General features: G+C 42.1%; 27 protein-coding genes. All 27 read right to left on the bottom strand.

From position 1 onward, the window contains the following. On the bottom strand, positions 1 to 427 hold a 427-nt coding region (locus tag VMW39_00925), incomplete at its 3' end, for an AAA family ATPase (protein ID HUW22583.1). A gap of 68 nt (positions 428 to 495) precedes the next feature. Beyond that, positions 496 to 675 carry a helix-turn-helix domain-containing protein gene (locus VMW39_00920; GenBank protein ID HUW22582.1) on the bottom strand — a complete coding sequence of 60 codons (180 nt, stop codon included), beginning with the start codon at positions 673 to 675 and terminating at the stop codon, positions 496 to 498. 627 nt (positions 676 to 1,302) lie between these two features. Beyond that, positions 1,303 to 2,088, bottom strand: coding sequence for an electron transfer flavoprotein subunit beta/FixA family protein (locus tag VMW39_00915; protein HUW22581.1), 786 nt, complete (start codon positions 2,086 to 2,088; stop codon positions 1,303 to 1,305). Beyond that, positions 2,085 to 3,248, bottom strand: coding sequence for an acyl-CoA dehydrogenase family protein (locus tag VMW39_00910; protein HUW22580.1), 1,164 nt, complete (start codon positions 3,246 to 3,248; stop codon positions 2,085 to 2,087). The genes VMW39_00915 and VMW39_00910 overlap by 4 nt, the downstream gene beginning before the upstream one ends. 89 nt (positions 3,249 to 3,337) lie before the next feature. Further along, a complete protein-coding gene (gene rnc / locus VMW39_00905) occupies positions 3,338 to 4,024 on the bottom strand; it encodes a ribonuclease III (GenBank protein ID HUW22579.1) in 687 nt (228 codons plus the stop codon). A gap of 209 nt (positions 4,025 to 4,233) precedes the next feature. Further along, the gene (gene fabF / locus VMW39_00900; protein ID HUW22578.1) at positions 4,234 to 5,484 is read right to left on the bottom strand and encodes a beta-ketoacyl-ACP synthase II; all 1,251 of its coding nucleotides are present in this window, start codon (positions 5,482 to 5,484) and stop codon (positions 4,234 to 4,236) included. A 97-nt stretch (positions 5,485 to 5,581) separates the two neighbouring features. Then, on the bottom strand, positions 5,582 to 5,821 hold the full coding sequence (gene acpP, locus VMW39_00895; GenBank protein ID HUW22577.1) for an acyl carrier protein: 240 nt from the start codon (positions 5,819 to 5,821) through the stop codon (positions 5,582 to 5,584). A 68-nt stretch (positions 5,822 to 5,889) separates the two neighbouring features. Further along, on the bottom strand, positions 5,890 to 6,630 hold the full coding sequence (gene fabG / locus VMW39_00890) for a 3-oxoacyl-[acyl-carrier-protein] reductase (GenBank protein HUW22576.1): 741 nt from the start codon (positions 6,628 to 6,630) through the stop codon (positions 5,890 to 5,892). Between the two features lie 164 nt (positions 6,631 to 6,794). Further along, on the bottom strand, positions 6,795 to 7,760 hold the full coding sequence (fabD, locus tag VMW39_00885) for an ACP S-malonyltransferase (GenBank protein HUW22575.1): 966 nt from the start codon (positions 7,758 to 7,760) through the stop codon (positions 6,795 to 6,797). Then, positions 7,754 to 8,731, bottom strand: a complete 978-nt coding sequence (locus VMW39_00880; GenBank protein ID HUW22574.1) for a beta-ketoacyl-ACP synthase III — start codon at positions 8,729 to 8,731, stop codon at positions 7,754 to 7,756. The genes fabD and VMW39_00880 overlap by 7 nt, the downstream gene beginning before the upstream one ends. Before the next feature lie 13 nt (positions 8,732 to 8,744). Then, a complete protein-coding gene (plsX, locus tag VMW39_00875; GenBank protein ID HUW22573.1) occupies positions 8,745 to 9,725 on the bottom strand; it encodes a phosphate acyltransferase PlsX in 981 nt (326 codons plus the stop codon). A 15-nt stretch (positions 9,726 to 9,740) separates the two neighbouring features. Next, positions 9,741 to 9,956 (bottom strand): 50S ribosomal protein L32, encoded by a 216-nt coding sequence (gene rpmF / locus VMW39_00870; protein ID HUW22572.1) that lies wholly within the window; start codon positions 9,954 to 9,956, stop codon positions 9,741 to 9,743. Between the two features lie 66 nt (positions 9,957 to 10,022). After that, entirely contained in the window at positions 10,023 to 11,426 is a 1,404-nt protein-coding gene (gltA, locus tag VMW39_00865; protein HUW22571.1) for an NADPH-dependent glutamate synthase, read from the bottom strand. After that, positions 11,423 to 12,268 (bottom strand): sulfide/dihydroorotate dehydrogenase-like FAD/NAD-binding protein, encoded by an 846-nt coding sequence (locus VMW39_00860; protein HUW22570.1) that lies wholly within the window; start codon positions 12,266 to 12,268, stop codon positions 11,423 to 11,425. Before VMW39_00860 ends, gltA begins: the two co-directional genes overlap by 4 nt. Positions 12,269 to 12,389: 121 nt before the next feature. After that, the gene (gene ndk, locus VMW39_00855; GenBank protein HUW22569.1) at positions 12,390 to 12,833 is read right to left on the bottom strand and encodes a nucleoside-diphosphate kinase; all 444 of its coding nucleotides are present in this window, start codon (positions 12,831 to 12,833) and stop codon (positions 12,390 to 12,392) included. Positions 12,834 to 12,905: 72 nt separating this feature from the next. Then, on the bottom strand, positions 12,906 to 13,967 hold the full coding sequence (locus VMW39_00850; GenBank protein HUW22568.1) for an isocitrate/isopropylmalate dehydrogenase family protein: 1,062 nt from the start codon (positions 13,965 to 13,967) through the stop codon (positions 12,906 to 12,908). 147 nt (positions 13,968 to 14,114) lie between these two features. After that, entirely contained in the window at positions 14,115 to 14,612 is a 498-nt protein-coding gene (locus VMW39_00845; GenBank protein HUW22567.1) for a 3-isopropylmalate dehydratase small subunit, read from the bottom strand. Between the two features lie 13 nt (positions 14,613 to 14,625). Beyond that, complete coding sequence (locus VMW39_00840) at positions 14,626 to 15,921, bottom strand: 3-isopropylmalate dehydratase large subunit (GenBank protein HUW22566.1); 1,296 nt, start codon at positions 15,919 to 15,921, stop codon at positions 14,626 to 14,628. Positions 15,922 to 15,932: 11 nt separating this feature from the next. Beyond that, positions 15,933 to 17,084: a glycosyltransferase family 4 protein gene (locus VMW39_00835; GenBank protein ID HUW22565.1), complete on the bottom strand. Its 1,152-nt coding sequence runs from the start codon at positions 17,082 to 17,084 to the stop codon at positions 15,933 to 15,935. Next, the gene (locus tag VMW39_00830) at positions 17,085 to 18,026 is read right to left on the bottom strand and encodes an NAD-dependent epimerase/dehydratase family protein (GenBank protein HUW22564.1); all 942 of its coding nucleotides are present in this window, start codon (positions 18,024 to 18,026) and stop codon (positions 17,085 to 17,087) included. Between the two features lie 99 nt (positions 18,027 to 18,125). Further along, entirely contained in the window at positions 18,126 to 19,481 is a 1,356-nt protein-coding gene (locus VMW39_00825) for an FAD-dependent oxidoreductase (protein HUW22563.1), read from the bottom strand. Beyond that, positions 19,481 to 20,491 carry an MraY family glycosyltransferase gene (locus VMW39_00820; GenBank protein HUW22562.1) on the bottom strand — a complete coding sequence of 337 codons (1,011 nt, stop codon included), beginning with the start codon at positions 20,489 to 20,491 and terminating at the stop codon, positions 19,481 to 19,483. Before VMW39_00820 ends, VMW39_00825 begins: the two co-directional genes overlap by 1 nt. 2 nt (positions 20,492 to 20,493) lie before the next feature. Further along, positions 20,494 to 21,516: a tetratricopeptide repeat protein gene (locus tag VMW39_00815; protein ID HUW22561.1), complete on the bottom strand. Its 1,023-nt coding sequence runs from the start codon at positions 21,514 to 21,516 to the stop codon at positions 20,494 to 20,496. Positions 21,517 to 21,724: 208 nt separating this feature from the next. Further along, positions 21,725 to 22,663: an SDR family oxidoreductase gene (locus tag VMW39_00810; GenBank protein HUW22560.1), complete on the bottom strand. Its 939-nt coding sequence runs from the start codon at positions 22,661 to 22,663 to the stop codon at positions 21,725 to 21,727. 27 nt (positions 22,664 to 22,690) lie between these two features. Further along, positions 22,691 to 23,974: a nucleotide sugar dehydrogenase gene (locus tag VMW39_00805; GenBank protein HUW22559.1), complete on the bottom strand. Its 1,284-nt coding sequence runs from the start codon at positions 23,972 to 23,974 to the stop codon at positions 22,691 to 22,693. Beyond that, positions 23,975 to 25,477, bottom strand: a complete 1,503-nt coding sequence (locus VMW39_00800; protein HUW22558.1) for a cobalamin-dependent protein — start codon at positions 25,475 to 25,477, stop codon at positions 23,975 to 23,977. It abuts the gene before it with no gap. Continuing rightward, positions 25,474 to 26,625 (bottom strand): glycosyltransferase family 4 protein, encoded by a 1,152-nt coding sequence (locus VMW39_00795; GenBank protein HUW22557.1) that lies wholly within the window; start codon positions 26,623 to 26,625, stop codon positions 25,474 to 25,476. The genes VMW39_00800 and VMW39_00795 overlap by 4 nt, the downstream gene beginning before the upstream one ends. Positions 26,626 to 26,629: the final 4 nt, after the last annotated feature.

Raw genomic sequence — 26,629 nt, 5'->3', positions numbered from 1 at the left:
TTTGATTTTCTTGTGTTAATTCTTTAACTTTCTCTTCTAATTCAGCAGATTCTTTACCTAACAATAAAACTGGATTAATTTCATGTTTATTATCATTCCATTTAAAATTGTCTTCAACAAACTCTTCATTAAAAACACGGATATTGAAATCTTTCCCTATATCTTTTTCTGTTATATTGTCGGCATCTGTTTCTACTTTGAATGAAGCATTGGGAAAATCGGGATGTGTTTTTTTATCTTCCAAACATCTAAAAATTCTTGACAATGTTGTTTTACCCGAATAATTCCACCCATAGAAAAAATTATATCTCTTAAAATCATTACAACCGTTTATCCACTGAAAATTGGTAAAAGTTCCAAGATTTTTAATTTCAGATATTTTCTTTATTTCCATATTATATTTCTTATCATTTACTTTGGCTTTCAATTATTTCAATCTCTTCTTTTGTAAAGCCGCAGAGTTTATACACCATTTGGTCGATTTGGGGTCTGTATTCATTTTCTTTTGTTATTTCTGTTATTCCTCATCCATTCGTCAATTTCTTCTTTTTTAAATCTCCAGAGATTCCCCAACTTTGATGCTGGGATTTCACCCTTTTGTGCTAAGCGATAAATAGAATCTTTACTGACATTTAAATATTTAGCAATTTCTTCTATGGTCATCCATCGATCCATTTAATAGTACCTCTTGATATAAAAAGTACCCAATATTTCCTAATATTGTCTAACACTGCATATGCTATCATAGTTCAATATTTTTGTCAAGGGCATTTCCACTAAAAAATTTCTCGAGAAAACACTGGCCTTTGGCCTACCACGAATAGGCACGAATACATCCCGATAGAAACTTCGTTTCTGGACAGCGGAACAGGCACGAATTTAAGGATTTTTTCTCCTCGAGGTTTCTGCCGAAACCTAAGACATGGGGACTTTTGTCGGCGACACCTTCATCTGCCCGCTTCGCGGCAGAAATTCCTTTTTGGTGATGGGGACAAAAAGCGAGTCTGCCACCACAAAACCCAGACGCAATCCTCCAAACAGACTGGCGGACAAGTGTGGATGGGCTGCTGGAGGGACGACGAGCGTTCAAGGGTAGGGGTGGAGGGTTACGGCGTCGTAGACGACGCATACGGCGAACGGAGTGACACGAAGCGAGCACCAGCCTACGTGCTTTGCTTCCTGCGAGCGTGGATGGAGGTGATGAGTCCCGATTAGAACTGACGTCAATCTATGATGGACTACTTCTAACGGGAAAAATATGATTGATAATTTCATCCATGAGGGGAGAGGGAACTTTTTTAATTAGATTACTTTTGCCTGGCGGAGCTTCTCCACCAATTTTTGAACCTGTTCTTCAGGATCTCCCAGTATTGTCTCCCCTCCTTTGTGGGGAGGCGGAGTAAATATCTTGTTGACAATAGTGGGAGAACCGGATTGTCCAATCCTGCTCTTTTCACAGGCAATATCAGAGGCATTCCACTTATGAATTTCAGCCTTTTTTGCCCGCACCATTCCTTTTAAAGAAGGAAGCCTCGGCTCGTTAATCTCCTTTACCACTGTAATTAGAGCAGGAAATCCCGTCTCAATTACCTCATATCCTTCTTCCATCATCCTTTCTACTCTTATACGAGTTTCGTTTATTTCTTCTATCTTCTTTACATAAGTAATTGCAGGAACTCCCAGTTTTTCTGCAATCCCCGGACCGACCTGTGCTGTATCTCCATCAATAGCCTGTTTACCACAGATGACCAGCCCAAATTCTCCTATCTTCTTGATCCCGCACGCCAGAGTATAGGAAGTGGCTAAGGTATCACTTCCTGCAAAGGCACGGTCAGTAAGGAGGATGGCTTCATCGCATCCCATAGATAAAGCTTCTCGGAGAGCCGATTCAGCTTGTGGAGGTCCCATGGAAATTACAGTTACCTTTCCTCCCATTCTCTCTTTGAGTCTCAAAGCTTCCTCAATCGCATAACTATCGAATGGGTTTACAATCGATTCGACCCCCTCGCGAATCAAAGTGTTTGTTTTAGGGTCAATCTTTACCTCTGTAGTTCCTGGGACCTGTTTAATGCAGACAATGAAATTCATTTCTTTTTCCTAGCCGCTTCCTTTATCAGGGCAAGTGCTATCTCATTTCTCATAACCTGGTTTGTCCCTTCGTAAATCTGGGTAATCTTGGCATCACGCATTCGTTTTTCCACGGGATACTCGCGCATATATCCATAGCCTCCGTAAACTTGAACAGCGTCAGTGGTAACCTTCATAGCCACGTCGGAAGCAAGGAGTTTACACATCGCCGACTCTTTGGTAGTTCTCGTTTTTGGGCCTTTATCGATCATCCTGGCAGTAGCATAGATTAATGCTCGAGCTGCCTCCACTTCAGTGGCCATATCAGCTAAAAGATGCTGGATTGCCTGAAAGGAAGAGATGGACTGTCCGAACTGTTCTCTCTCCCTGGAATAATTAATCGCATCCTCCAGAGCACCAGCAGCAATCCCCAGAGCCTGAGCAGCCACTCCCGGACGAGAAACGTCGAAAGTTTTCAAGGCAATTATAAATCCTTGACCTTCTCTACCTAAAAGGTTTTCTTTAGGAACTTTGCACTCATTGAAAATCAGTTCTCTTGTCGCAGAGCCGCGAATTCCCATCTTTTTCTCTTTCTTTCCAAATGAGAATCCACGAGTATCTTTTTCCACAATGAAGGCAGATGCTCCCCGGGAACCTTTTGTTTTGTCGGTCATGGTAATTACTATATAAATTTGTGCTTCCCCTCCATTGGTAATGAAGCATTTCGTGCCATTCAGGATATAGCTGTCCCCTTCTTTCTTAGCAGTGGTCTGAATAGCTGAGGCATCGGAACCAGCACCTGGCTCAGTGAGAGCAAAGGCTGCCAATTTCTTACCCGCTGCAATATCCGGGAGATATTTCTTCTTCTGTTCATCGTTACCAAAAAGCATAATAGGAAAAGCAGCCAGGGCTGTGGCAGCTAATACCAAAGCAATTCCTCCATCAATTTTGCAGAGCTCTTCCACGGCAAGGCATAGCTCAAACACCCCTCCGCCAGTTCCGCCATATTCCTCAGGAATATACACCCCGCAGAGGTCTGCTTTGGCCAGCTCCTCCACAATTGGCCAGGGAAATTCTTCAGTCTCATCATAATGCTCTCGTACTGGCTTAATTTTCTCTTCAGCAATCCTTCTGGCTAATTCACAAATCATCTTCTGTTCTTCACTAAGAAAGTATTCCATATCGCCCTCCAAAAAATTGGAGTAGCGAAACTTGTTTCGCGATTAGTTGACGCATAGCAAGCTCTGCTACTCCACAGTCTGAAAACTGTTTATTGTGTCTTCGTTTTTTTCTTAGCTTTAATCTTATTTAGTGCCTTTTTAGCTGCTTCTTGTTCGGCTGTTTTTTTGCTCAACCCCGTGCCCCGGCCAAAAATTCTACTTTTCACTTTCACTTCGATTTCAAAAAATTTTTTGTGGGCTGGACCCGACTCTGTTTTCACCTTATATTCTGGTAAAATCTTATATTTCTTTTGAATCAACTCTTGAAGACTACTTTTATAATCTACCTTCCTTATGCCCTTAAGCGTGAAAATCTGTCCCAGAATAAACTTCTTTGCCTTATCCCAGTCCTGATCCTGGTAAATCGCACCGATTAGGGCCTCCAAGGCATTACTTAACAGAGAAGCTCTCTGGCGACCGCCTGCTTTCTCTTCCTCTTCACTTATTAAAAGATAGTCGCCCAGGGATAATTTCTTGGCCCAGAGCAGAAGAGACTTTCCGTTTACCAGGCTCGATTTCAGTTTAGTTAACTTCCCTTCGTCGTATGTTGGATACCGCTGATAAAGGTGCTCAGATATCACTAAATTCAGCACACTGTCCCCTAGAAACTCGAGTCGTTCATTATCTTCTTTTATACCGGACATGTGCGCATAAGATTTATGCGTTAAAGCCTGCCAAAACAGTTCTTTGTTTTTAAAATTTATTTTTAACTTTTGTTCAAGCTTCTTCGAGTTCATATTAAAGAATCCTCCGTTTCGTTGTAAGCACAGATTCAATCTGTGCAAAATTAAAACCTGACTTACGAGATTGCTTCACTCCGTTCGCAATGACAGCATAATCAATTGTAGACACAGATTTCCTGATTGAAAATCGGGATGCAAAACCATTCTTGTCCCGATGAATCGGGACCTACAAATGCTTTAAAATTCGAAATTGTAACTGCAAACTACACTGTTTCTGGTTTATATTTTCTTACTACCAAGGTGGCATTATGGCCACCAAAACCTAAAGAGTTGGAGAGGGCTACATTGATTTTCTTAGGGCGGGCCTTATTGGGGACATAGTCCAGGTCACATTCGGGATCAGGAAATTCATAATTTATCGTTGGAGAGAGCATCTCTTTTTCCATGCTAAGAATTGTGGCAATTAATTCTACAACTCCTGCTGCTCCCAGGAGGTGTCCGATCATAGACTTGTTTGATGAAATGGGAATCTTGTAGGCATAGTCCCCAAAAACTTTCTTTATGGCAAAGGTTTCTACCTTATCATTTAAAGGAGTGGAAGTGCCGTGAGCATTTATGTAATCGACTTCTTCGGGTTTTACACCGCCATCGGCTAAAGCATTAGACATAGCCCGAGCAGCACTCTGCCCGTCAGGAGAGGGAGCAGTAATATGGTAAGCATCGTTTGTAGCTCCATAGCCAATCAGTTCAGCACGAATGGTAACTCCCCGGGAAAGGGCGTGTTCTAACAATTCCAAAATTACAATTCCAGCTCCTTCTCCCATTACAAAACCATCTCTCTCCTTGTCGAAAGGCCGACTGGCGTGTTCAGGGTCGTCATTTCGAGTAGACAAAGCTCTGGCTGAACAGAAGCCAGCAAGGCCCAGGGGAGTAACTGCCGCTTCCGAACCACCGGCAATAATTACATCTGCATCCCCATAATGGATGAGGCGTAAAGCATCTCCTATCGTATGGTTACTGGTAGCACAGGCGCTGGATAATGAATAGTTTGGCCCCTTGATGTTGTGAGCAATGGCAATCTCTCCAGCAGCAATATTGGTAATTAGCATGGGGATCATAAAAGGACTTACCCGACGAGGTCCTTTCTCTAATAATACCTTATGTTCATGAGCAACAGTAGATAATCCTCCTATGCCAGAACCCACGATAACTCCTACTCGAAAAGGATCTTCCTTCTTCATGTCAAGCTTTGCGTCCTCTATGGCTATCTTGGCAGCAGCAAACGCAAGTTGACTAAAACGATCCATCTTTCTAATCTTTTTTTTATCAATATATTTTTCTGGTTGGAAATTTTTTACTTCAGCACCAATCTGGGTTGAGAACTGAGAGGTATCAAAGGTCGAGACTCTACTTATGCCCGACTTTCCGCTCACTAGTGAGTTCCAGAAATCATCTGCTCCGATTCCGATTGGCGAAATGACTCCGTATCCCGTAATCACTACTCTGCGGTCCATTCCCCCTCCAAAAATTTAATCAGAAGAAAAAAAATAAAATACAAAACCGCTACCACGCCAAAAATTCCTACTGTGTAGCGGTTTTCTTCTTGTTAGTTTAGGATTGAGCTTTATGTTTATTAATGTACTCGATCGCTTTACCAACTGTATCTAATTTCTCTGCTTCTTCGTCTGGGATTTCAATATTAAATTCTTCTTCCAGTGCCATTACAAGTTCTACAGTATCCAAAGAATCGGCTCCCAAATCATTAACAAATGAAGCCTCAATAGTCACCTCTTCCGGATCTACCCCAAGTTGTTCAACAATGATTTCTTTTACCTTTTCGGCTACTGCCATTTTGTTTTTTCACCTCCACAAAAGAATTGTGTAACCAAACAATTAAAAAGTTACACGTTTTGAAAACTCTACATTGCCATGCCACCATCTACTTTAATTACTTCTCCGGTAATATAACTGGCTTTCTCAGATACTAAAAATAGGACTGCGCTAGCCACATCTTCGGGTTTCCCTATCTCACCAAAAGGAATTTGAGAAGATAATTTCTCTTTTACTTGTGCAGATAATCGTTCAGTCATGCTCGTTTGAATAAAACCCGGAGCCACAGCATTAACATTTATTCGGCGGCCAGCGAGTTCTCTGGCACAGGTCTTGGTTAAAGCAATCAGCCCTCCCTTAGATGCTGAGTAGTTAGCTTGACCAGCGTTACCAATTATCCCTACAATGGAAGCAATATTAACAATCTTTCCAGCCTTTTGCTTCATCATAACGGGTGAAACTACCTTAATACAATTAAATGCGCCCTTGAGATTAATATTCAAAACCAGGTCCCAATCCTCTTCTTTCATGCGCATTACCAGTGCATCTCGAGTTATTCCAGCATTGTTGACTAATATATCAATTCTGCCAAATTTGTCAAGAGTTTTTTTCACCATTTCTTCCACCGAAGATAGAATAGAGACATCTACCCCAATGGAGATAGCTTCACTTCCGTTTTGGGAAATTTCTTGGGCAGTAGCTTTAGCTACTTCTTCCACAACATCTGCGATAACCACATTTGCTCCCTCTTGAGCCAACTGAGTAGCAATGGTCTTTCCAATCCCCTGCGCCCCTCCAGTTACAATCGCTACTTTACCTTTTAAACCCAAAACCAATCACCCCCCAATATAACATTAAAAAGATAGTTTATAATATGGAGTCCTCCGATGAAATCGGAGGATTTTTTCCTCCCTTTCGGGAGGACTCCAAAACTTTCTACGTTAAGTAGTGTAGCCCTTTATGGGCGTAATTCTCACAGGGATAAACCCCTACACTACATATTCAATGTTTCTAGTTTCTTAAGGGTTTCCTGAAGACTTTTCTCGTCTTCCACGTTTAATCCAGAAGACCCTTTGGTTATTCTACTTAAAAGTCCAGTTAACACCTTCCCTGGACCTACCTCAATAAAAATCTCCACACCTCTTTGGAACATCTCTTTTATACTATCTTCCCATAATACAGGATTATCTATTTGTGAAACCAATGCTTTTCTGATTTCTTCCCGTGAAGTTGCCGGTTTCGCATTACAGTTTGTCACCACAGGAATAACGGGATCTTTCAACTCATAATTCTCCAATTCTCTGGCCAGATTCTTCCCCGCTTGAGCCATCAACTGGGAGTGGAAAGCTCCGCTAACTTTTAGAATAATAGCCCTCTTTGCGCCTTTTGCTTTGGCTCCTTCCACAGCTCTCTCAATCGCTTTCAATTCTCCAGCAATAACTATTTGATGAGGAGAATTGAAATTTACAGCTTCCAGTACTTCTTCTCCTCTAACTTCCTCAATAACTTCTTCTAATTTCTCTCTTTCCAATCCTATAATGGCTGCCATTGCTCCGGGCTTCTCCTGGGAAGCCTTATGAATAAACTCAGCTCTTTTTTGAACTACTAATAAGGCTTGGGGAAAACCGAAAACCCCTGCAGCAACTAAAGCAGTATATTCTCCCAAACTATGGCCGGCTACAATCTGGGGTCTTAAGATTTCTTTAGAAGAGTAACTTTCAGGTCTCTGGAGAACTTCCAAACAAGCAACACTTATAGTAAAGACGGCGGGCTGAGTAATTAAAGTTTGTTGTAACTCCTCCTCAGGGCCATAAAAAATCTTTTTTCTTAGGTCGTAACCTAAAATATCATTTGCCCGGTCAATAATCTTCCGGGCCGGCTCGTACCTTTCGTATAGTTCTCTCCCCATACCTACGTATTGTGAGCCCTGACCTGGAAAGAGGAAAGCAACTTTTACCATTTAATCACACAGGAACCCCAGGTGAACCCAGCACCAAAGGCAACCAATTCTATAATATCTCCTCGTTTAATTCTGCCTTGGCGATTTGCTTGGTCCAGAGCAATAGGCACAGTAGCTGCTGAAGTATTTGCGCATTTATCAATATTTACGAAAACCTTATCCATGGATATAGATAATCTCTTTACGATTGCTTTAATTATCCTGATATTTGCCTGATGTGGTATCAAAAGAGCCACGTCCTCTATCTTAAGTCCACATCCTTTCAATCCTCGTTTGACAGAGTTCACCATTTCCGGTACGCCTATTCTGAAAGTCTCATTTCCCTTCATCTTCAGGTAATGGAGCCTGTTCTTGACTGTGTCTATAGTTGCCGGGAGTCGCGAGCCCCCAGCGGGCATATTCAACAAATCGCCATACTGACCATCTGCGTCTAAATAACAAGAGAGAATCCCTGAATCACCTTTCTCCTTTTTCAAAACTGCTGCTCCCGCGCCATCCCCCAGAAGCACACAAGTATTCCTGTCCTCCCAGTCAGTAATTTTAGAAAGAGTTTCCGTGGCAATGACCAACGCTGTTTTATATGTTCCCATCTGTAAAAATTGCTGGGCAGTAGAAAGAGAGTAAATAAAGCCAGCGCAGGCAGCATTCAAATCAAAAATAGCAGCACCTTTTATCCCTAACTTAGTCTGTATTATACAAGCTGTTGAAGGGAAGAACATATCCGGAGTAATCGTTGCCACAATAAGTAAATCGATATCTTCAACTTTTACATTAGCATCCTCCATTGCTCTCTGGGCAGCTTTAATCCCCAGATCAGAAGCAGCCTGTTTATCGGAACATATCCTTCTCTCTCTGATTCCCGTACGACTTACAATCCACTCGTCGGATGTATCGACTATTTTCTCAAGATCCTTATTGGTTAAGACTTTCTCTGGCAGATATGACCCAGTTCCCACTATACAAATACCCACTATTTTTCTACTCCTATAAACTTTCTTTGATTTGTTGATTGATCCTCTTTTCCACAAACTCTCCCGCTACCCGGATAGCATTGGAAATTGCCTTAGCGTTGGAACTGCCGTGGCAAATAATGGAACAGCCATCTACGCCCAAAAGAGGAGCTCCTCCATATTCAGCATAATCGACTCTCTTCTTGATATCTTTAAAGGCGCCTCTCAACAATATAAGTGCTATTTTTCGGAAAGGATATTTGAGAATTTCATCTCTAAACAAACTAATAAATTCTTCAGCTATACCTTCACTAAATTTCAGAAGAACATTGCCTACAAATCCATCACAAACGATAACATCAGTCTTTCCTTTCACAATATCTTTGCCTTCTACATTACCCACAAAATTCAATCCCGATTGGCGCAAGAGACGATGGGTTTCTACAGTCACCTCATTCCCCTTGGTTTCTTCCGCCCCGGTACTCAACAGTCCAATACGGGGAGATTCTTTATTCATAATTGTCTTCATATAGATGTTACCCATTACCGCAAACTGGAGCAAACCTTTTGCCGTAGAGTTGACGTTTGCGCCAACATCGAGAAGTGCAACTACACCTTTTAGAGTAGGTATTAATGCAGCAATAGCAGGCCTATCGACTTTGGGCAATCTCCCCAAAACCATCAATGCTGAGGCCAATACTGCACCTGAGTTTCCTGCAGAAACCATGGCGTCAGCCATGCCCTCTTTGACTAATCGGGTAGCGACCATGATGGAGGAATCTTTCTTTTGGCGACAAGCTATCGCCGGTGACTCATCCATACCAATAACCTCCGAACAGTGATAAATGGAAAGGGGTAAAGATGAACTTCGATAGTTCTTCATCTCCCCTGTTAAGCGGGTTTTATCCCCCACTAAAACTATTTCGTAAGGGGTTTTTTTGACAGCTTGAACTGCTCCTTCCACCACTACTCCGGGAGCATAGTCGCCCCCCATAGCATCTACAGCGATTCGCATAAATAAGACCCCTGGTTAACTTTTCCTTTTTCTTTTCCTTTTTTCCTCTATCTCTTTTTTTGTCTTAATTATCTTTTCTTCATTATAATAGCCACAATTGAAGCAAGCAAAATGGGGAAGTTTAAATTCCTTACACATCGGGCAAACAGATAGAGTGGGGATATGTAGTTTCCAGTTGGCTCTTCGTTTATCTCGTCTGGAAACAGAATGTCTTCTCTTGGGATTAGCCATAATATTTTCCTGTCCTAAACAATAATCTTTAATATTACAAGTTAAAAATGGGTTTGTCAAGAAAAATCACGTGCTTCTATGGGAGGCCATTAGATATTGATGGATTGCTTTGGCACTCCTCCTACCAGAAGCCATAGCGGAAATCACCGTGGCTGCACCACTAACGATATCCCCTCCAGCCCAGACACCTTCTTTTGAGGTCTTTCCACTGGCCTCATCTATAACAATATAGCCCCGTTTGTTTAATTTCAAATCCGGGGTAGCAGAGGGAAGCAGAGGGTTGGCACCAGCGCCGATAGCCATTACTACTATATCAACCTTTATGGTGAATTCAGAACCCTTAATCGGTACTGGCCGGCGGCGTCCAGACTCATCAGGCTCCCCCAGTTCCATCCTTATACATTCAATTCCAGTAACCCAATCCTCTTTATTGCCAAGAATCCGCACTGGATTGGTCAAAAATTTAAATTCTACTCCCTCATCTTTGGCATTTTGCACTTCTTCCGCCCGCGCAGGCATCTCCTGTGGGGAACGGCGGTAAATATTGTAAACCTTTTGAGCTCCTAACCTTAAGGCTACCCGCGAGGCGTCCATTGCCACGTTTCCCCCTCCTATTACTGCAACCCTTTTCCCAATTTTTACGGGAGTATCGTACTGGGGAAATAAGTATGCCTTCATCATGTTGGTTCTGGTTAAAAATTCGTTGGCTGAATAGACCCCATTGAGGTTTTCTCCGGGAATGTCCATAAACTTGGGCAAACCAGCCCCAATTCCAATGAAAATAGCATCATAACCCTGGGAGAAAAGTTCATCGAGAGTATAAATCTTGCCAATCACATGGCCAGTTTTTACTTCCACCCCCAGGGAGCTAATGTACTTTACTTCCCTTTCCACAATAGCTTTAGGTAAACGAAATTCTGGAATCCCGTAGACCAGAACGCCACCTGGTTTATGTAATGCTTCGAAAATGGTCACACTATGTCCCAACCTGATTAAATCGCCGGCACAGGATAAGCTGCCAGGACCAGAGCCAATGACTGCCACGCGTTTTCCAGTGGAAGACGGGAGTGGTGAGCTTTCCGGGTTTCCCTTCTTGATTTCCCAATCAGCGGCAAAACGCTCCAGGCGTCCAATGGCGACAGGCTCGTACTTTTTACCTAAAGTACAGGCCTTTTCGCAAAGCCCCTCCTGGGGACATACTCTCCCACACATACCCGGCAAAAGGTTAGCCTCCTTAATCTTGTGGATGGCTCCCCGGTAATCCTTTTTGACAATCTTAGCAATAAAGCTGGGAATATCGATTTCCACTGGACAGCCCTTGATGCAGGGAGCCTTCTTGCACTGGAGACACCTTCTGGATTCCTGTTGTGCCTGCTCTTTTGTATAGCCCAAAGCCACCTCATTAAAATTCGTCACCCTGACTTTGGGTTTTTGACGTGGCATTTTTACTTTTTTAGGAACAATTTTCATTCTATTCTACCATGTTTGTGGGCCGCATCATAGCATTGGAGAGCTTTCTTTTCCTCTGGTAGGTAAATTCTCTGACGACTGAGGAGTTGGTCAAAATCTACCTGGTGACCATCGAAATCCGGACCGTCCACACAAACGAATTTTGTCTTGCCCCCTACCGAAACTCGGCAAGCACCGCACATTCCGGTAGCATCAACCATTATGGGATTGAGACTCACTATAGTCCTCAATTTATGTGGTCTGGTCACTTCAGAAACAGCACGCATCATAAGAGTGGGCCCCACGGCAAAGACCAAAGCAAATTCCTTCTTTCCTTTAATCAACCTTTGCAATTCATCGGATACAAAACCTTTCCGGCCATAAGAACCATCATCAGTAGTAATGTAAACTTCGTCCGAGACAGAGGCTATCTTATCTTCCCAGATCACCAGTTCCTTAGTGCGCGCACCGATAATCGATATTATCTTGTTCCCGATTTCCCTGAAGCCCCGCGCTACAGGATAGACGGGCGGTATTCCCACGCCTCCACCTACACAAACTACTGTGCCTGCCTTTTCCATATGGGTGGGTCTGCCTAAAGGTCCAATAACATCAGAGAGGGTATCGCCTGAATTTAGCCTTCCCAACTGACAAGTACTCTTTCCTGCTTCCTGAATTACGATAGTTATGGTTCCTTTATCTCTTTCATAATCTGCAATAGTTAACGGAATCCTTTCTCCTTTTTCATCAATCCTCACCACTACGAACTGTCCTGGCTGAGCTTTTCGGGCAATCTCCGGCGAAGATATCAGAAATTCTTTTATAGAAGGAGCCAAATTTTGCTTCTTTAAAATTTTATACATTTGTAAAAAATGGGGTCAACTCTATTTTTTGCTGATGGCTGCTTTATGGGCGTAATTTTTACGGGGATAAACCCCTGGGCGACCATAAAGGTCGCCCCTACGCGACCAAAATCTTTCTGGCTTATTTTTTGTATATTTTTTCTTCCCAGTGGTGTATTTCGTTTTCAGAAAAGAAGAACTTAACCTCCCTCTCTGCTGATTTCAGTGAATCTGCTGCATGGAGGATGTTGTGACGGTTATCTTGAGCGTAGAGCCTCCTCAAGGTTTTCTCTTCTGCTTTTTGAGGGTCTGTATTGCCGGCAATATCTCGAATCTTCTGAGTTGCGTTCTCTCCCTCCAAAACCATCACCAGACAGGGATTGGATGACATAAAATTGACTAAAGGCTCATAAAATTCCTTTCCTTTATGTTCTTGATAAAACTCCTCTGCCTTTTCCCGACTAATAAGGACCATTTTGAAGGCAACAATTTTGAAATTCTTCTGTTCAAATGTGGTAATGACTTTTCCTACTATTTTCTTAGAGAATGCATCTGGCTTAATAATTACTAATGTGCGTTCCAAGATTTTCTCCTTCCACAACTTGAGATTTTTCACCGAGCCTGTCCCGGGTTGGAGATGGAAACTTCTTCCACAGTCTCATTTTAAATTTTTGATGATTGCTTTAGCCATCTGGGAAGTTGTAGCAGTTCCTCCCAAATCATAGGTAACTGTCTCTCCTTTAGCAATTATTCGAGCCACAGCATTCTCCAACCTCTCTGCCTTTTCTTCCTCTCCCAAATGCCTTAACATCAATACCCCCGATAGAATCATAGCCGTGGGATTTACTTTGTTCTTTCCCTTATACTTCGGCGCACTACCGTGAGTTGCCTCGAAAACAGCAATTTCCTCACCAATATTTGCTCCGGGAGCTAAACCAAGCCCTCCCACCAATCCTGCGCATAAATCGGAGATTATATCCCCATAGAGATTAGGCAGGACGAGTACATCGTAAAGTGCAGGCTTTTGCACTAATTGCATACACATATTATCCACGATTTTATCTTCAGCCTGGATGTCCGGATAATCGCGGGCGACTTCGTGGAATACTTTCACAAATATTCCATCTGAATATTTCATTATATTGGCTTTATGTATCCCGGTGACCTTTTTTCGGTTATTCTTCCTCGCATAGTCGAATGCAAAACGAATAATCCGTTCTGAAGCGTGTCGGGAAATTGGCTTGATACTTATTCCAGAATCATCAGAAATCTTCACATTCGTGGAAGTGTAAATAAAATTAATGAGTTCACTGGTCTCAGGCTTTCCCTCTTCAAATTCTATTCCTGAATATACATCTTCCGTATTCTCTCTGACCACTATTAAATCGACCCCTTCATACCGTGACCTCACGCCAGGATACCACTTACAGGGACGGAGGCAAGCGTAGAGGTCAAGTTTCTGACGCAGGGCAACATTAACGCTGCGAAACCCTATGCCTACAGGTGTAGTGACCGGACCTTTCAAGGCAATCCTATTTTTCTTTATGGAATCGATTACCTTATCAGGTAAAGGCGTTCCATACTTATCCATAATATCGGCTCCGGCATCGACTTTTTCCCAATTAATCTTTACCCCTGTGGCCTCAATACATTTTCGAGCAGCATCGACCACTTCCGGCCCCACACCATCACCAGGAATTAAGGTAACTTTATACATAATCGCCCCCTTTTATCTGTTGTAGCAGCAAAGCGCAAGCTTTGCTTCTCCGTAGGGGACGGACTCTGTGCCGTCCCTGCATTCGGGTGGCCACTGAGTGCCACCCCTACATGCAGAGCTTCGCTCTGCAGCTACATTATGAGACAGTCTTTATAGTTGAAAACTACCGTGTTTCCGGATATGTTCCACCAATCCGCCATCGCGCAAAATGTTAACCATTACCTTAGGAAGCGGACGGAATATTAGTTCCAGTCCCTTCTTTCTATTTTTTATTATACCTTTAGCTAAATCGATTTCCAATTCATCTCCCCGAGCAATCTTCTCAGTTTCACATTCCAGAACAGGCAGTCCAATATTGATTGCATTGCGGAAGAATATTCTGGCAAAAGACTTGGCTAAAATTGCCTTTACGCCACACAGTTTGATTATTGCGGGAGCATGCTCCCGGGATGAACCCATACCAAAGTTCTTCCCTGCCACAATGAAATCTCCTGATTTTACTTTCTTTATAAATCCGTGATTGGCGTCTTCCAGTGTATGTTTAGCCAGCTCTGGCAAATTGTTCCTTAAATGGAAATATCTCCCAGGTGCAATCAAATCTGTGCTGATGTTATCCCCAAACTTATGTACTTTGCCTTTAATAATCATTCTTTTCTCCTTTTTACGTTGTTTCCCTGGGGTCACTTATCTTTCCCTTTACTGCTGTCCAGGCAGCTGTAGCCGGAGAAGAAAGGTATATCTGGGAATTGGGGTTACCCATTCTGCCTTTAAAATTGCGGTTCGCTGTGGACAGGCATTTATCGTTATCAGCCAAAATTCCTCCCTGCAACCCCACGCAGGGTCCGCAACCCGGGTTTAAGATAGTAGCCCCAGCTCCAATAAGTATCTCAAAAATTCCTTCTTTCACTGCCTGCAGGTAAACCTGGCGGGAAGCTGGAGCAATGAGTAACCTTGTTCCCGGAGCACATCTTCGTCCTTTCAATATCTCTGCCACCAGGCGCAAATCCTCTATTCGTCCATTGGTGCAGGTACCAATAAAAACCTGGTCAATTCTGACGTTTTTAGCCTTTATTTGAGAAATTGGTTTAACATTGTCCGGGGTCTCAGGACAGGCAAGCATTGGTTCCAATTTTGAGGCATCGATTTCAAAAACTCTTTCGTATTTCGCATCCTTATCTGCCTTGATTTCTCTATATCCATCCTCCCGATCCCTCTCCTTGAGGTAGGCTCTGGTCAAACTATCCGAAGCAACAAGTCCAGTCTTAGCTCCTGCTTCTACGGCCATATTGCAAAGAGTGAGCCTTCCGGAGATGGACATCTTTTCCACCGCTTTCCCGGCAAATTCTAAAGCTCTGTAAGTTGCTCCATCAGCTCTCAGCATACCAATAATGTACAGAATCAAATCCTTAGCACAGACACCTTTGGGAAAGTCTCCTTCTACATTAATCAAGAAAGTCAGGGGAACCTTAAGCCAGGTCTTTCCTGTAGCCATCACTACAGCCACATCCGTAGAGCCCATTCCGGTAGCAAAGGCAGCTAAAGCCCCAGAAGTGCAGGTATGAGAATCGGCACCAATAACAATATCGCCGGGATTCACAAAGCTTTCCACCAGTCTCTGATGAGAAATTCCCTCCCCTATTTCCGAGAAATTTACCTTGGTTTCTCTTGCAAAATCTCGTAACTCTCTTTGGACATTGGAAAGTTCTTTGCGCGGAGAAGGAACAGCGTGGTCGAGAAAGATAATCGTTTTCTCTGGAGCAAAAATTCCGCAGTCAACCACTTTACCTGGGCCGCTTAAAGTTCCACCTCTTTTTAATTTTCTTAACTGCTTAATAGCGAGGGGACCTGTGCCATCCTGCACCATACAGAGGTCTACCGGCACAATCACAATATCCCCTGCAGTTACTTCTCTTCCCAAACGGGAGGTAATAATTTTTTCAGAGATAGTCTTACCCATAATTAATCTCCTCAAAATTCAACAAGTGATTTTTCGTAGAGGGCTTCTATCCTGTTCAACATGTGAGTGAGATCAAAAGTAGGATAGACCCTTTTCTTGCCTTCCCTACCCATTCTCTGAGCCAAATTCCGATCTCTAAGCAACTTAATTACCCTCTCAGCAAATTTTTCTATATTGTGAGGCTCGACCAAAAATCCATTTACTCCCTCAATAATTGCTTCTTTAGCGCCGTCCACAGCTGTGGCTACAACAGGCTTTCCAGAAGCCATAGCTTCAGCAAACACAATAGGAAGACCCTCCCACAGGGAAGTAAGCACCAAAACATCAATAATCTGCATAATCTCCGGGACATCGCGTCGCCAGCCAGTCAAAATAACTTTTTCTTTCAGTTTGAACCTCCTGATCAATTCTTCCACTTCAGGCCTTAACTCCCCATCTCCCACCAAAAGAAACCTTGTGGATGGTAAAACCTGGCTGACACGATGGGCAAGAAAAATGAAATCTTGAGGAGCCTTTTGAGGCTTGAAACAGGCAATCATTGCCACTACAGGACTTCCAGAGTTAATTCCGAATTCTCTCTTTTTTTGGTCAAAGTCGATTTTTATTTCAGAAAATGCTTTAATATTTGTAGCGCAATGTACCACCTCATATTGTCTTTTCTTCCCAATCCTATTAGCCAGGCCTTTTTTCACATTTTCGGAAGATACTACGATTAATTTGTCAGTAATCCAGGCAGTTACTCTCTCTACCCAGATAAAAGCTTTTCTTATCCACCACTTCTGATACTCATTAAACCCAAAACCGTGGTATGTGTGGAAAATCTGAGGCACGCCAGCAAAATGGGCTGCCCACCGGCCAAGAATTCCCGCCTTGGAGGAGTGGGTATGTACTAAGTCGACCTTTTCTGACTTTAAAAGCCTCCATATCTTCATTAAGGTAATCGCATCTTTTATAGGATTCAGCATCCGAATCAGTTGGGGAATAAAAAATGACTTTATCCTGGGATTACTTTTGACTTCACCATCCAGAATCTCCCCACAGCCAGAGATTAAAATAGGGTTATATCTGTCTCGATTAAGGTTTTCGGTAGTGTAAATAGCGATCTCTTGGGCTCCTCCCAGTTCCAGTTTTGTAATAATTGTCGCCACTTTATACTTTCTCATCTATTTAACCATTACCCCTTTAATCCATTCTATTTCTTTAATTAGACCTTCTTTCAAATTAAATCTGGGATTATACCCTAACATCTTCTTTGCCTTTTTTATGTCTGCCCAAGTCGCCCGCATATCTCCTTTCCTCTTTTCTGTGTATTTAATTTGGGCCTTTTTTTCAATAATTTCCTCCAATAATTTGATCGCGCCATTTACAGAGATATAACTGCCACCCCCAATGTTAAAAATTTCGCCTGTGCAAGCTTTTTCCATCACCAAAATATTGGAATTCACAGCATCCTCGATATAGGTGAAATCTCGAGTCTGGTTTCCATCGCCGTAGATGGTAATCACTTCTCCCTTCAACATTGCTCTGATAAACTTATGGAAAGCCATATCTGGTCTCTGGCGTGGTCCGTAGACAGTAAAATATCTCAAGGATACAACAGGAACTCCAAAGTTTTTCCAATATGAATAACACAAACTTTCACAGGCCAACTTGGAGACACCATAAGGAGAGACTGGTAAAAGCAATCTATCTTCCCTCATCGGTAACTCACAATCTCCATAAACAGAGGAAGACGAGGCGAAAATAAACGATTTCAGAGAGATTTTCTTTGCTGACTCCAGTAATCTCTGTGTAGCCAGAACGTTGTTATTTAAATAGGTTTCAAAACGCCTTCCCCAACTGGCGAGAACTCCTGGCTGGGCAGCATGGTGGAAAATATAATCGACCCCTTCCAACAACTTATCTAAATCTATAGCCAAAAGGTCTTCTCTTATAAGAGTGAAATTGGACGATTTCAACAGGCCTTGCACATTAGTTTCCTTAATTCTTCGGTCGTAGTAATCTGTAAAGGAGTCTATTCCCACAACCTCAAAGCCGGATTGAATCAACTTCTCAGCCAGATGAGAACCAATAAATCCAGCACAACCAGTAACCAGACAACGCATTTTTCCTCCAAAAAAGGCGACCGACCCGCCTTTGGTCGGGCGCATACTGTAGCAGCAAAGCGTGAGCTTTGCTTTCATTGGCAGAGCTTCGCTCTGCAGCTACAATTCTGAAGCTATCTTTTCTGCAACTTCCTTTCCTTCTAAAATCGCCTCTTCCATCGTAGAATACTTCCAGCCACCATATCGTCCCACTGAATAAATATCTTTCTCTTTCAGATAATCCTGAATTATCTTTAAATTCCTATCTCGATTTCGGTCATAAATGACATAAGCATAGGCTATCCGTTCCCGATGCTCCACAAGGATTTCACGCTCTGTTCTCAGAATCCCAGCCTTGATCAGGTCCTTTTTTGCCCTGGCGATGAGTTCTCTTTCCTTTTCTGGGGTTATTTCGCCAGGCTTATAGGCAATCTCAACATAGACTGAGCTTGTGCCAGGAGGGCACATCTCATCTGAAAACTTCTTGGGAAAGCCGACCCGATAGAAGCGATATTCCTTTTCAGGAAAATAGACCCAATGTCCATGGTCCATCTCCTCGCGTTTAATTCCCAGATTCAAACTCAAAACTGAAGTATATTTCAATTTAAGAGCAGCGTTCTTAACCTTTCCTGGCACATCTTCTATTATCTCCAAAATCAATTCTCGTAGAGGAACTGTGGAAACCAGAAATCGGAACTTCTCCTCGATTTTTCCACCATCGAAGTAGGCCACCTTTTTTCTTATGTCTACCCTGGAAAGGTTTGTTTTCAATACCGGATTCTTAATCTTCGCTTCAAATGCGTCAGGCAATTTCTGGATCCCCCCTCTGCGGGGATAGTCGAAACGGACATTGTATCCAAAATGTTTTTTCTGGTATTCCAAAGCACCAATTACTACCTCCTGAATGTTAGGCGAAGGCACATATTTGGGGTTCACTTTTATCCATCCACAAGTCAAGTCTCGTGGGTGAACTGTCCATATTTTTTGATTATAGGGAATCATAAAATGTTTAGCAATCCCCTCTCCAAAATTTTGCAGAATCCAATTATAGAACGATCCTTCAGGTGGACGTGTCTTGCAGTGAAGAGAATGGTACTTGGCATCAATAAATCCAAAGACACATTCTTTCACCACTTTTGGTGGCAAACCATATGTGTTTGCCTGGAATGGGTACCTCGTATACACACCTTTTGAATAGATATGGGCATCTCTATCATGGGATATGAGATTCTTACTGAGGAGTTCTTTTACCAATCCTATTGTATATTCCTCTTTCAGATGCAGGAGGTGTCCCAGGATATCGAAGGTAAACTTCCCTTTCAATCCTGGACATGGCTTATACTCTGAACGGCATAAACCACCGACCTTTCTCTCTTTCTCAAAAACTGAGTAGTCTATTCTTCCCACCTTTTCCAGATGGAAAGCAGTGCTTAAACCGGTTAATCCCGCTCCTATTATTAACACTTTTCCAGCCATCATTCCACCCTGACATAAATCAAACGAGTCGCGTAAAGAATAGCAAAAGCGATAATCGCTGCATATATAATGACTGCGAGTTCAAATTTAACTACGGTAATAAGAAATGCTGCAAGCCCTAAGATTGCTGTGAGATAGTAATTAATCAGAACGACTTTCTTTCTATTGTATCCCATTGCCTCCAGCCTGAAGGCAAAATGGTCACGACTTCCAGCAAATATCGACTTCCTATTAATTAGCCGGAAAAATATGACCAATAAGGTGTCATATATGGGAATGCCTAAGACTAAAAAGGGAGCAAAAAGCCCAATATTATTTATTGTTGTATAACTTTCCCCCAATGAGACAGCAGCCAGAATGAACCCGATAAACAGGCTCCCGGAATCTCCCATAAATATCCTGGCCGGTCGCCAGTTGTATCTTAAGAAACCGAGGCAACTTCCAGCAAGAGCTAAGGCAGCAAAGTTGACATAAATCTTTTCCGTGGGTAAAGCAATGAAGGAAAAAGCCAAACCGGCAATAACTACCACTCCCGCAGCCAAACCATCCATTATATCAATAATGTTAACTGCATTAGTTATGCCTACTACCCAGAAAATAGTTAGAAAAATGGACAGGGGGAGACTGGAAATGAATTCTATCCTGACATTGTACAGGATCAGGATGATGCTAGCAATGAACTGTCCAAAAAGTTTCACTCTATAGTCGAGCCTCCAAATGTCGTCAATAAGTCCTAAGACCATTATCAAAGTTCCCCCATAGAAAATTCCGCGGAGATTACGAAGAGTGCCTGTAGGAAAACTGGTGAGGAGCCTCACTCCCAGAAGAGTCACAATAAAAGCCAACCAGATGGCTAAGCCTCCTAAATAGGGAACTGGCCTTGAATGAATTTTTATATTCGGGACCGGATGGTCGAGAATTTTAAACTTAAGTGCTATTTTTCGGAATAGAGGAGTCAACACATACGCTAGAGCCAGAGCAAAGAAAAATGCCACTACATAGAAAACCATAGTTAACCTCCTGGGTGTTTATCTAAATATTTAATCCTGTTACGGGCAATATCAGTCCATATGCTTTCAGTATAATTAGCGGAAATTAAACTATATGAATCTTTTGCCTTTTTCCAATCCTCCAATTTCTCATAGCACTGCCCTATATAGAATTGGGCGTAATCGGAATAGCCATATTGACTGTAATTTTTTACGAATTTCTCGTAGGCTTTAATTGCCTCTTGCCACTTTTCCAGTTTACGACAACATTCGGCAATTTTAAATTGGGCATTGGCCACAAATCTACTCTGAGGAAACTCCTGAATAAGATTCTGATATTCATCTATTGCTTTACTGTAATCTTTAAGTTTAAACTGATATATGTCACCCAGAAAATATAAGGCCTCGCTGGCCAGTCCTGATTGGGGATATTTTTCAATGATATCGAGCAAACTTTGGATGCTCTTTTCATATTTGCCCCGTTCAAAATATTTTTCTGCAAGAATATAATCATTTAATGCCTGGGGGTAGGTAAGATTATTTCTAACGAGCCCCACTCTCTCCTTGGCAACGATCACCCATTTAGAGCGTGGATATTTCTTGAGTAACTGTTGATATACATCGCAGACTTTCCTATGATCCAACTTCTCAAAGAAGAGAAGCTTTCCCAAGCGGAATAAACTCTCTTCGTGAAAAGGGTAATCCGAAAATTCCTTCATTATATCTGTATAGCACTCAATTGCTTTATCAAGGTAATCTTTCTGGCGGTGGGGATTATCATGGTAAAATTGAGCCAGAAGCCACTTCCCCCAAGCTTTCACATTCTTATCCTTAGTCCTCCTGATACATTCCTCATATTCAGAAACCGAATACCTTTTCTCGCCTCTTTTCTCTTTAGAGAGAGGTTTTATACTTCTCTTTATTCTATCTTTCACTTTTCTATACTTCTTTTTTCGGGAAAGTGAGAGTAAGAGTCCTTTTAACAAAAAGTATAATACAACAAAGACGATAACTGTTGCAACGCCAATTATTAACTTAATACTCATCTTTCCCCTTTAGTTTTGGAGTAGCGAAACTTGTTTCGCGATGATAACGCAGAGCAAGCTCTGCTAAAGGAAGGCAAAGCTTACGCTTTGCTGCTACATTTTTGAATATCCCTTGCTTTCGCAAGGACTCCAGGGTTTTTGGAGTAGCGAAACTTGTTTCGCGATGATAACGCAGAGCAAGCTCTGCTACTCCACAGGCTTTTAAAATTTAGAAAAAGGTACCTCTAAACCCCTGAACAGTCTTTTCTAGACCCTCATCAAACCCAATCTCAGGTGAATAATGGAGAGTCTTCCGAGCCTGAGAAATATCTGCCAAAGAATGTCTCACATCACCCTTTCTTGGACTCTGATAAGTAGGCTCTATTCTGGTTTGGAGAATCTTATTCAGCCTCTCTACCAATTCATTTATAGTGACTCTTTTACCATAAGCAATATTGAATACTTCTCCCGGTGCCCCTTTTGCTGTGCATGCTTGTAAATTAGCTTCTACTACGTTATCTATAAAAGTGAAGTCCCTCGATTGCTCACCATCACCATAGATGGGAGGCGATTTGCCTTTCAACATGAGAGTGATGAATTTGGGAATGACTGCTGCATATTGCGAACCGGGATCCTGCCTGGGACCAAAAACATTAAAGTAACGCAGACAAACTGTCTCCAGTCCATAAATAGAATAGTATATTCGACAATACTCTTCTCCAATCAACTTAGTGACCGCATAGGGAGACTGAGGATTAGCTTTCATTCCTTCTTTCTTAGGTAAGGTGGGAGTATCTCCATAAACCGATGAGGAAGAAGCATAAACCAATCTTTCAACTTTCGCCTCGCGCGCCGCCGATAAGACATTCAATGTCCCCAGGATGTTAACCTTAGTAGTGGTGAGAGGGTCTTCTATTGACCTCTCTACAGAGGGCAGAGCTCCCTGATGGAGGACAAAATCGACTCCCGCCATTACTCTCTTAACTATTTCCCAATCCCTGAGGTCTCCTTCAATGAGCTCGATACTATCTTTAACCCCGTCAATATTTTCTCTCTTACCAGTAGAGAAATCATCCAATATTCTGATTTTCTCCCCTTTTTTAACCAATTCTTCAACAATATTTGAGCCAATAAAACCGGCTCCGCCAGTCACTAAATATAACGCCAACCTTCTCTCCTTTCCCTTTGTTGCTTTTCACAGTTTTACTATCTTTTTACTCTTTATTCCTTTGGTTGCATTTCTGGAATCGATAACCAGCCTTGCGTTCTCTACAATCTGCTTATAATCATAGTCACTATGGGCAGTGGTGATTACCACGCAATCAGCATTTCTTAAAGAACTCCCCGTCAGGGGAATCGATTTCAGTCCTTCTACTTGAGGCACATGAGGGTCATTATATACGACCTTTCCTCCTCTTTCTTTGAGAAGCCTCATAACATCCAAAGCCGGGGATTCCCGAATGTCCGAAACATTACTTTTGTAGGCTACCCCTAAGATTAAGATTTTAGATCCCTTTATGCTTTTCTTTCTCTCATTCAGTGCAGCATCAATTTTACTGACCAGAAACTCAGGCATTTTAATATTTATCTCACCAGCCAGTTCAATAAAACGAGCATAAAAGTTTAAAGCTTTCAGTTTCCAGGAAAGATAGTGGGGGTCTACAGGTACGCAGTGGCCTCCTAAACCAGGACCTGGATAGAAAGGCATAAAACCGAATGGCTTTGTGGCCGCTGCATCTATCACCTCCCAGGTGTCCAATTTCAGCCTATCACAGATGAGGGCAATCTCATTAACCAATCCCACGTTAACAATGCGAAAGGTATTCTCCAGAAGTTTTACCATCTCCGCAGATTCCGTCGTGGAGACAGGAACCACCTCATCAATTATCTGTTCATAGAGAGTAACAGCAATACTGGTACATTTCTTTGTGATACCACTTACAATTTTTGGTGTATTCCTTATAGTGTAAATCTTATTGCCAGGGTCTACGCGTTCCGGCGAGAAAACCAGAAAGAAGTCTTTTCCTACTTGAAGATTTCTCGCTTCCAATCGGGGAAGAATTACCTCTCTCGTTGTGCCTGGATAGGTAGTGCTTTCCAGTATAACCAGTTGTCCTGGGCGCAAATATTTAGCCACTTCTTCAACGGCAGAAATAATATAAGAGATATCAGGGTCTTTCGTCTTGCGTAAAGGCGTGGGCACGCATATACTTACGGCATCCATCTTTTTCAAAACTGAGAAGTCCATCGTTGCCTTCAGTTTATTGTTTTTTACCAACTCCTCTAACTCGCTCTGCTTGACATCTTGAATATAGGATTCTCCCCGATTAATCATTCTCACTTTATCCTTATCGATTTCAATTCCAGTAACATCAAATCCCGCTTTACTAAACTCCATTGCCAGAGGAAGCCCAACGTATCCTAACCCAATAACCCCGATTTTAGCTTTGTGCCGAACAATTTTCTCTTTCAATTCCATTTATCTTCCTCCTAAAGAAAACATTTTCTTAATAGTTTCATAAGCCAAAGCCATAAAAAACTTTGGCTCTTTAAATAGTCGCTTTACTACTCTCTCATAAAAAGCAGCTGGACTCCTGAAGACGAGTTCTAAGCGAGAAATAAAGTTAACCCTGGAGACCATCTTCTCTACTTCTTTAGCAGTAAACTGAGGGGTATCAATTTGACCTCTGCGAGACCTGATGACTTTAAAGTTAAAACCCGGCCTGAGATAATTTTCTTTTTGACAAATTTCGTAGAGACGGGTGCCTGGATGCGGGGTAGCAAGAGTAACACTCAGGTTATCTACTTTCAAACTTCGGGCAAATCTCAAAGTCTTTTCCATCTGCTCCTTGGTCTCTCCAGGAAAACCGACCACAAAAAATGCATCTATACCCATCCCTAATTTTCTGCAGAAATTGATTATTGGCTTTACCTTTTTGAGGTTCAGGGGTTTTTGAATTATACGGCGTAGAACATAATCATCGCCAGATTCTACCCCAAGACTTATCTTATAGCACCCGCTTTCCCTCATTTTCCTCAGCAATTCTTCATCCAGCGCCCAAATGGCAACTCCATTGGGAGTAGTCCATAACAGGTCAAGTCTTTTTTTAATCATTTCATCGAAAATCCGAAAAGCCCTCTCTCTATCGAACGTGAGGTTGTCATCATAGAATTGTAATTCCTTTACTCCATACTCTTTTATCAAAAATTCCATCTCACTTATTACATTTTCTGGAGGACGAGGTCTATATTTTCTACCCCAAACCGTATGGATAGAACAGAAAATACAATTAGCGGGACAGCCTCTCGATGTGGAAAGACAAGTATTCGGTATTCTGCGAGTTGTTGTTCCCATGGGAGTATTTATTTTAAAATATTTTTCCATTAAAAGCAAATGTCTCGCTGGAAAAGGAAGACTATCCAGGTGTTGAATATAATTCGTCTTCGGTAAAACTCTTACTCTTCCATTTTCTCTGAAAGCCAATCCATCCAGCGCTAAAAAACCACTTCCTGTCTCTAACGCCCTAAGTAACTCCCTTGCAGTGTGCTCCCCCTCCCCAATTATGACGAAATCAATATTGCCATCTTCCATTACTAACTCCGGAAGAGCCGAAGGGTGTGCTCCGCCAAATAGTGTAATTATATCTGGGTTTACTTCCTTGGCAAGCTTGATAACCTTATGAGAATTTTCAGCCTGAGTAGAAAAAAGACAAGAAACTCCCACAACATCTGGATTAAATTTTTCTATTTCTCTCTTTATGTCATCAAAATGTAGACCATATCTCTTGAATTCTCTATCGATAACCTGTTCATTTTCGAAACCTTCTACAACAGCATCAAGTATCTTTACTTCATAGTCCTTTTCTAAGACACTAGCAAGATAGGCCAGTCCCAGTGGAGGATGAGTGGTCTTGGGTTCAATTCTTAAAATGTCATACGGTGGCTGGATCAGTAATATTTTTTCTATCTTTCTGGAAATCAAGATTTATTACCTCTTTTTTCTCCTCTTTTCTTCACAAGTAATTCTTCATAAAGTTTTTCGGTTTCACTTACCATTCTTTCTATGGTAAACTTCTCCTCTATCCGTCTTCTTCCCGCACTGCCCATTCGTTTCCTCAAATTCTCATCCTTTAATAATGTTAGTATCCGCTCAGCTAAACCCTCTGCATCCCGAGGCGCTACCAGAAATCCTGTAACTCCGTCAACTACCACTTCAGGATTTCCTGCCACATTAGTGGTAACTACAGGCTTAGCCATTACCATAGCTTCCAAAATCACCATAGATAAACCTTCCCAGAGTGTGGCTAAAGCAAAAATATCAAAAAGAGCCAAGACGCGGAGGACATTTCTCCTGTATCCAGTAAAGGTAATATGGTCTTTCAATCCCAAATCGAATGCCAAATTTACTAACTCTTTGCGTTGGGCTCCATCTCCCACAACAAGAAAGTGTGCCTGGGGATATTCTCTGATTACAATCCTGACTGCATTCAAAAGATATTCGTGTCCCTTCTCCTTTGCCAATCGGCCCACCACACCCACAATTGGTACACCTGGCCTTAAACCAAATTCCTTTCTTTCTATTGGTGCCTCTTTCGCTTCAATAAGCCCGATTCCGTTATGGATAGTCACTATCTTTTCAGGGTCTATGCGGGCTTTTTGAATGATATAAATCCTTATGGCATCCGAGACTGCAGTGAACTTATCTACAAGCGGTGAAGTTACCTTCTCCAGCAAAAGAGGACACATTCTAGTCACCTCTATGCCTTGCATAGAAGAAATCACCACTGGTACTCCAGCCAATTTTGCAGCTATACGGCATAATATATTTGCACGGAATAGGTAAGAGTGTACAATATCAATTTTTCTCTTCTTCATCAAGTAGAATAATTTGATAATAGCTCTAAAGCTGTCCAGAAGAATCAAAAAACCTGGACCTCTGGGCATATTCAAATATTCTACCTTAATGTCCCTTTCTTTCAACTCGGTGGACAAAGCTCCCCGACCCTTTAGACAACAAACTGAAAGATTGTACCTGGCTTTATTGAACAATGGAAGGAACTGAACGAACATCTTTTCCGTCCCCCCCACAGTCAAACCAGGCACAACTTGTAGTAAATTAAACGATCTCAATTTG

It is taken from the genome of bacterium (assembly GCA_035530055.1).
Classification (GTDB): Bacteria; UBA6262; WVXT01; order WVXT01; family WVXT01; genus WVXT01.
This window is presented reverse-complemented; position numbering and strand designations above follow the sequence as displayed.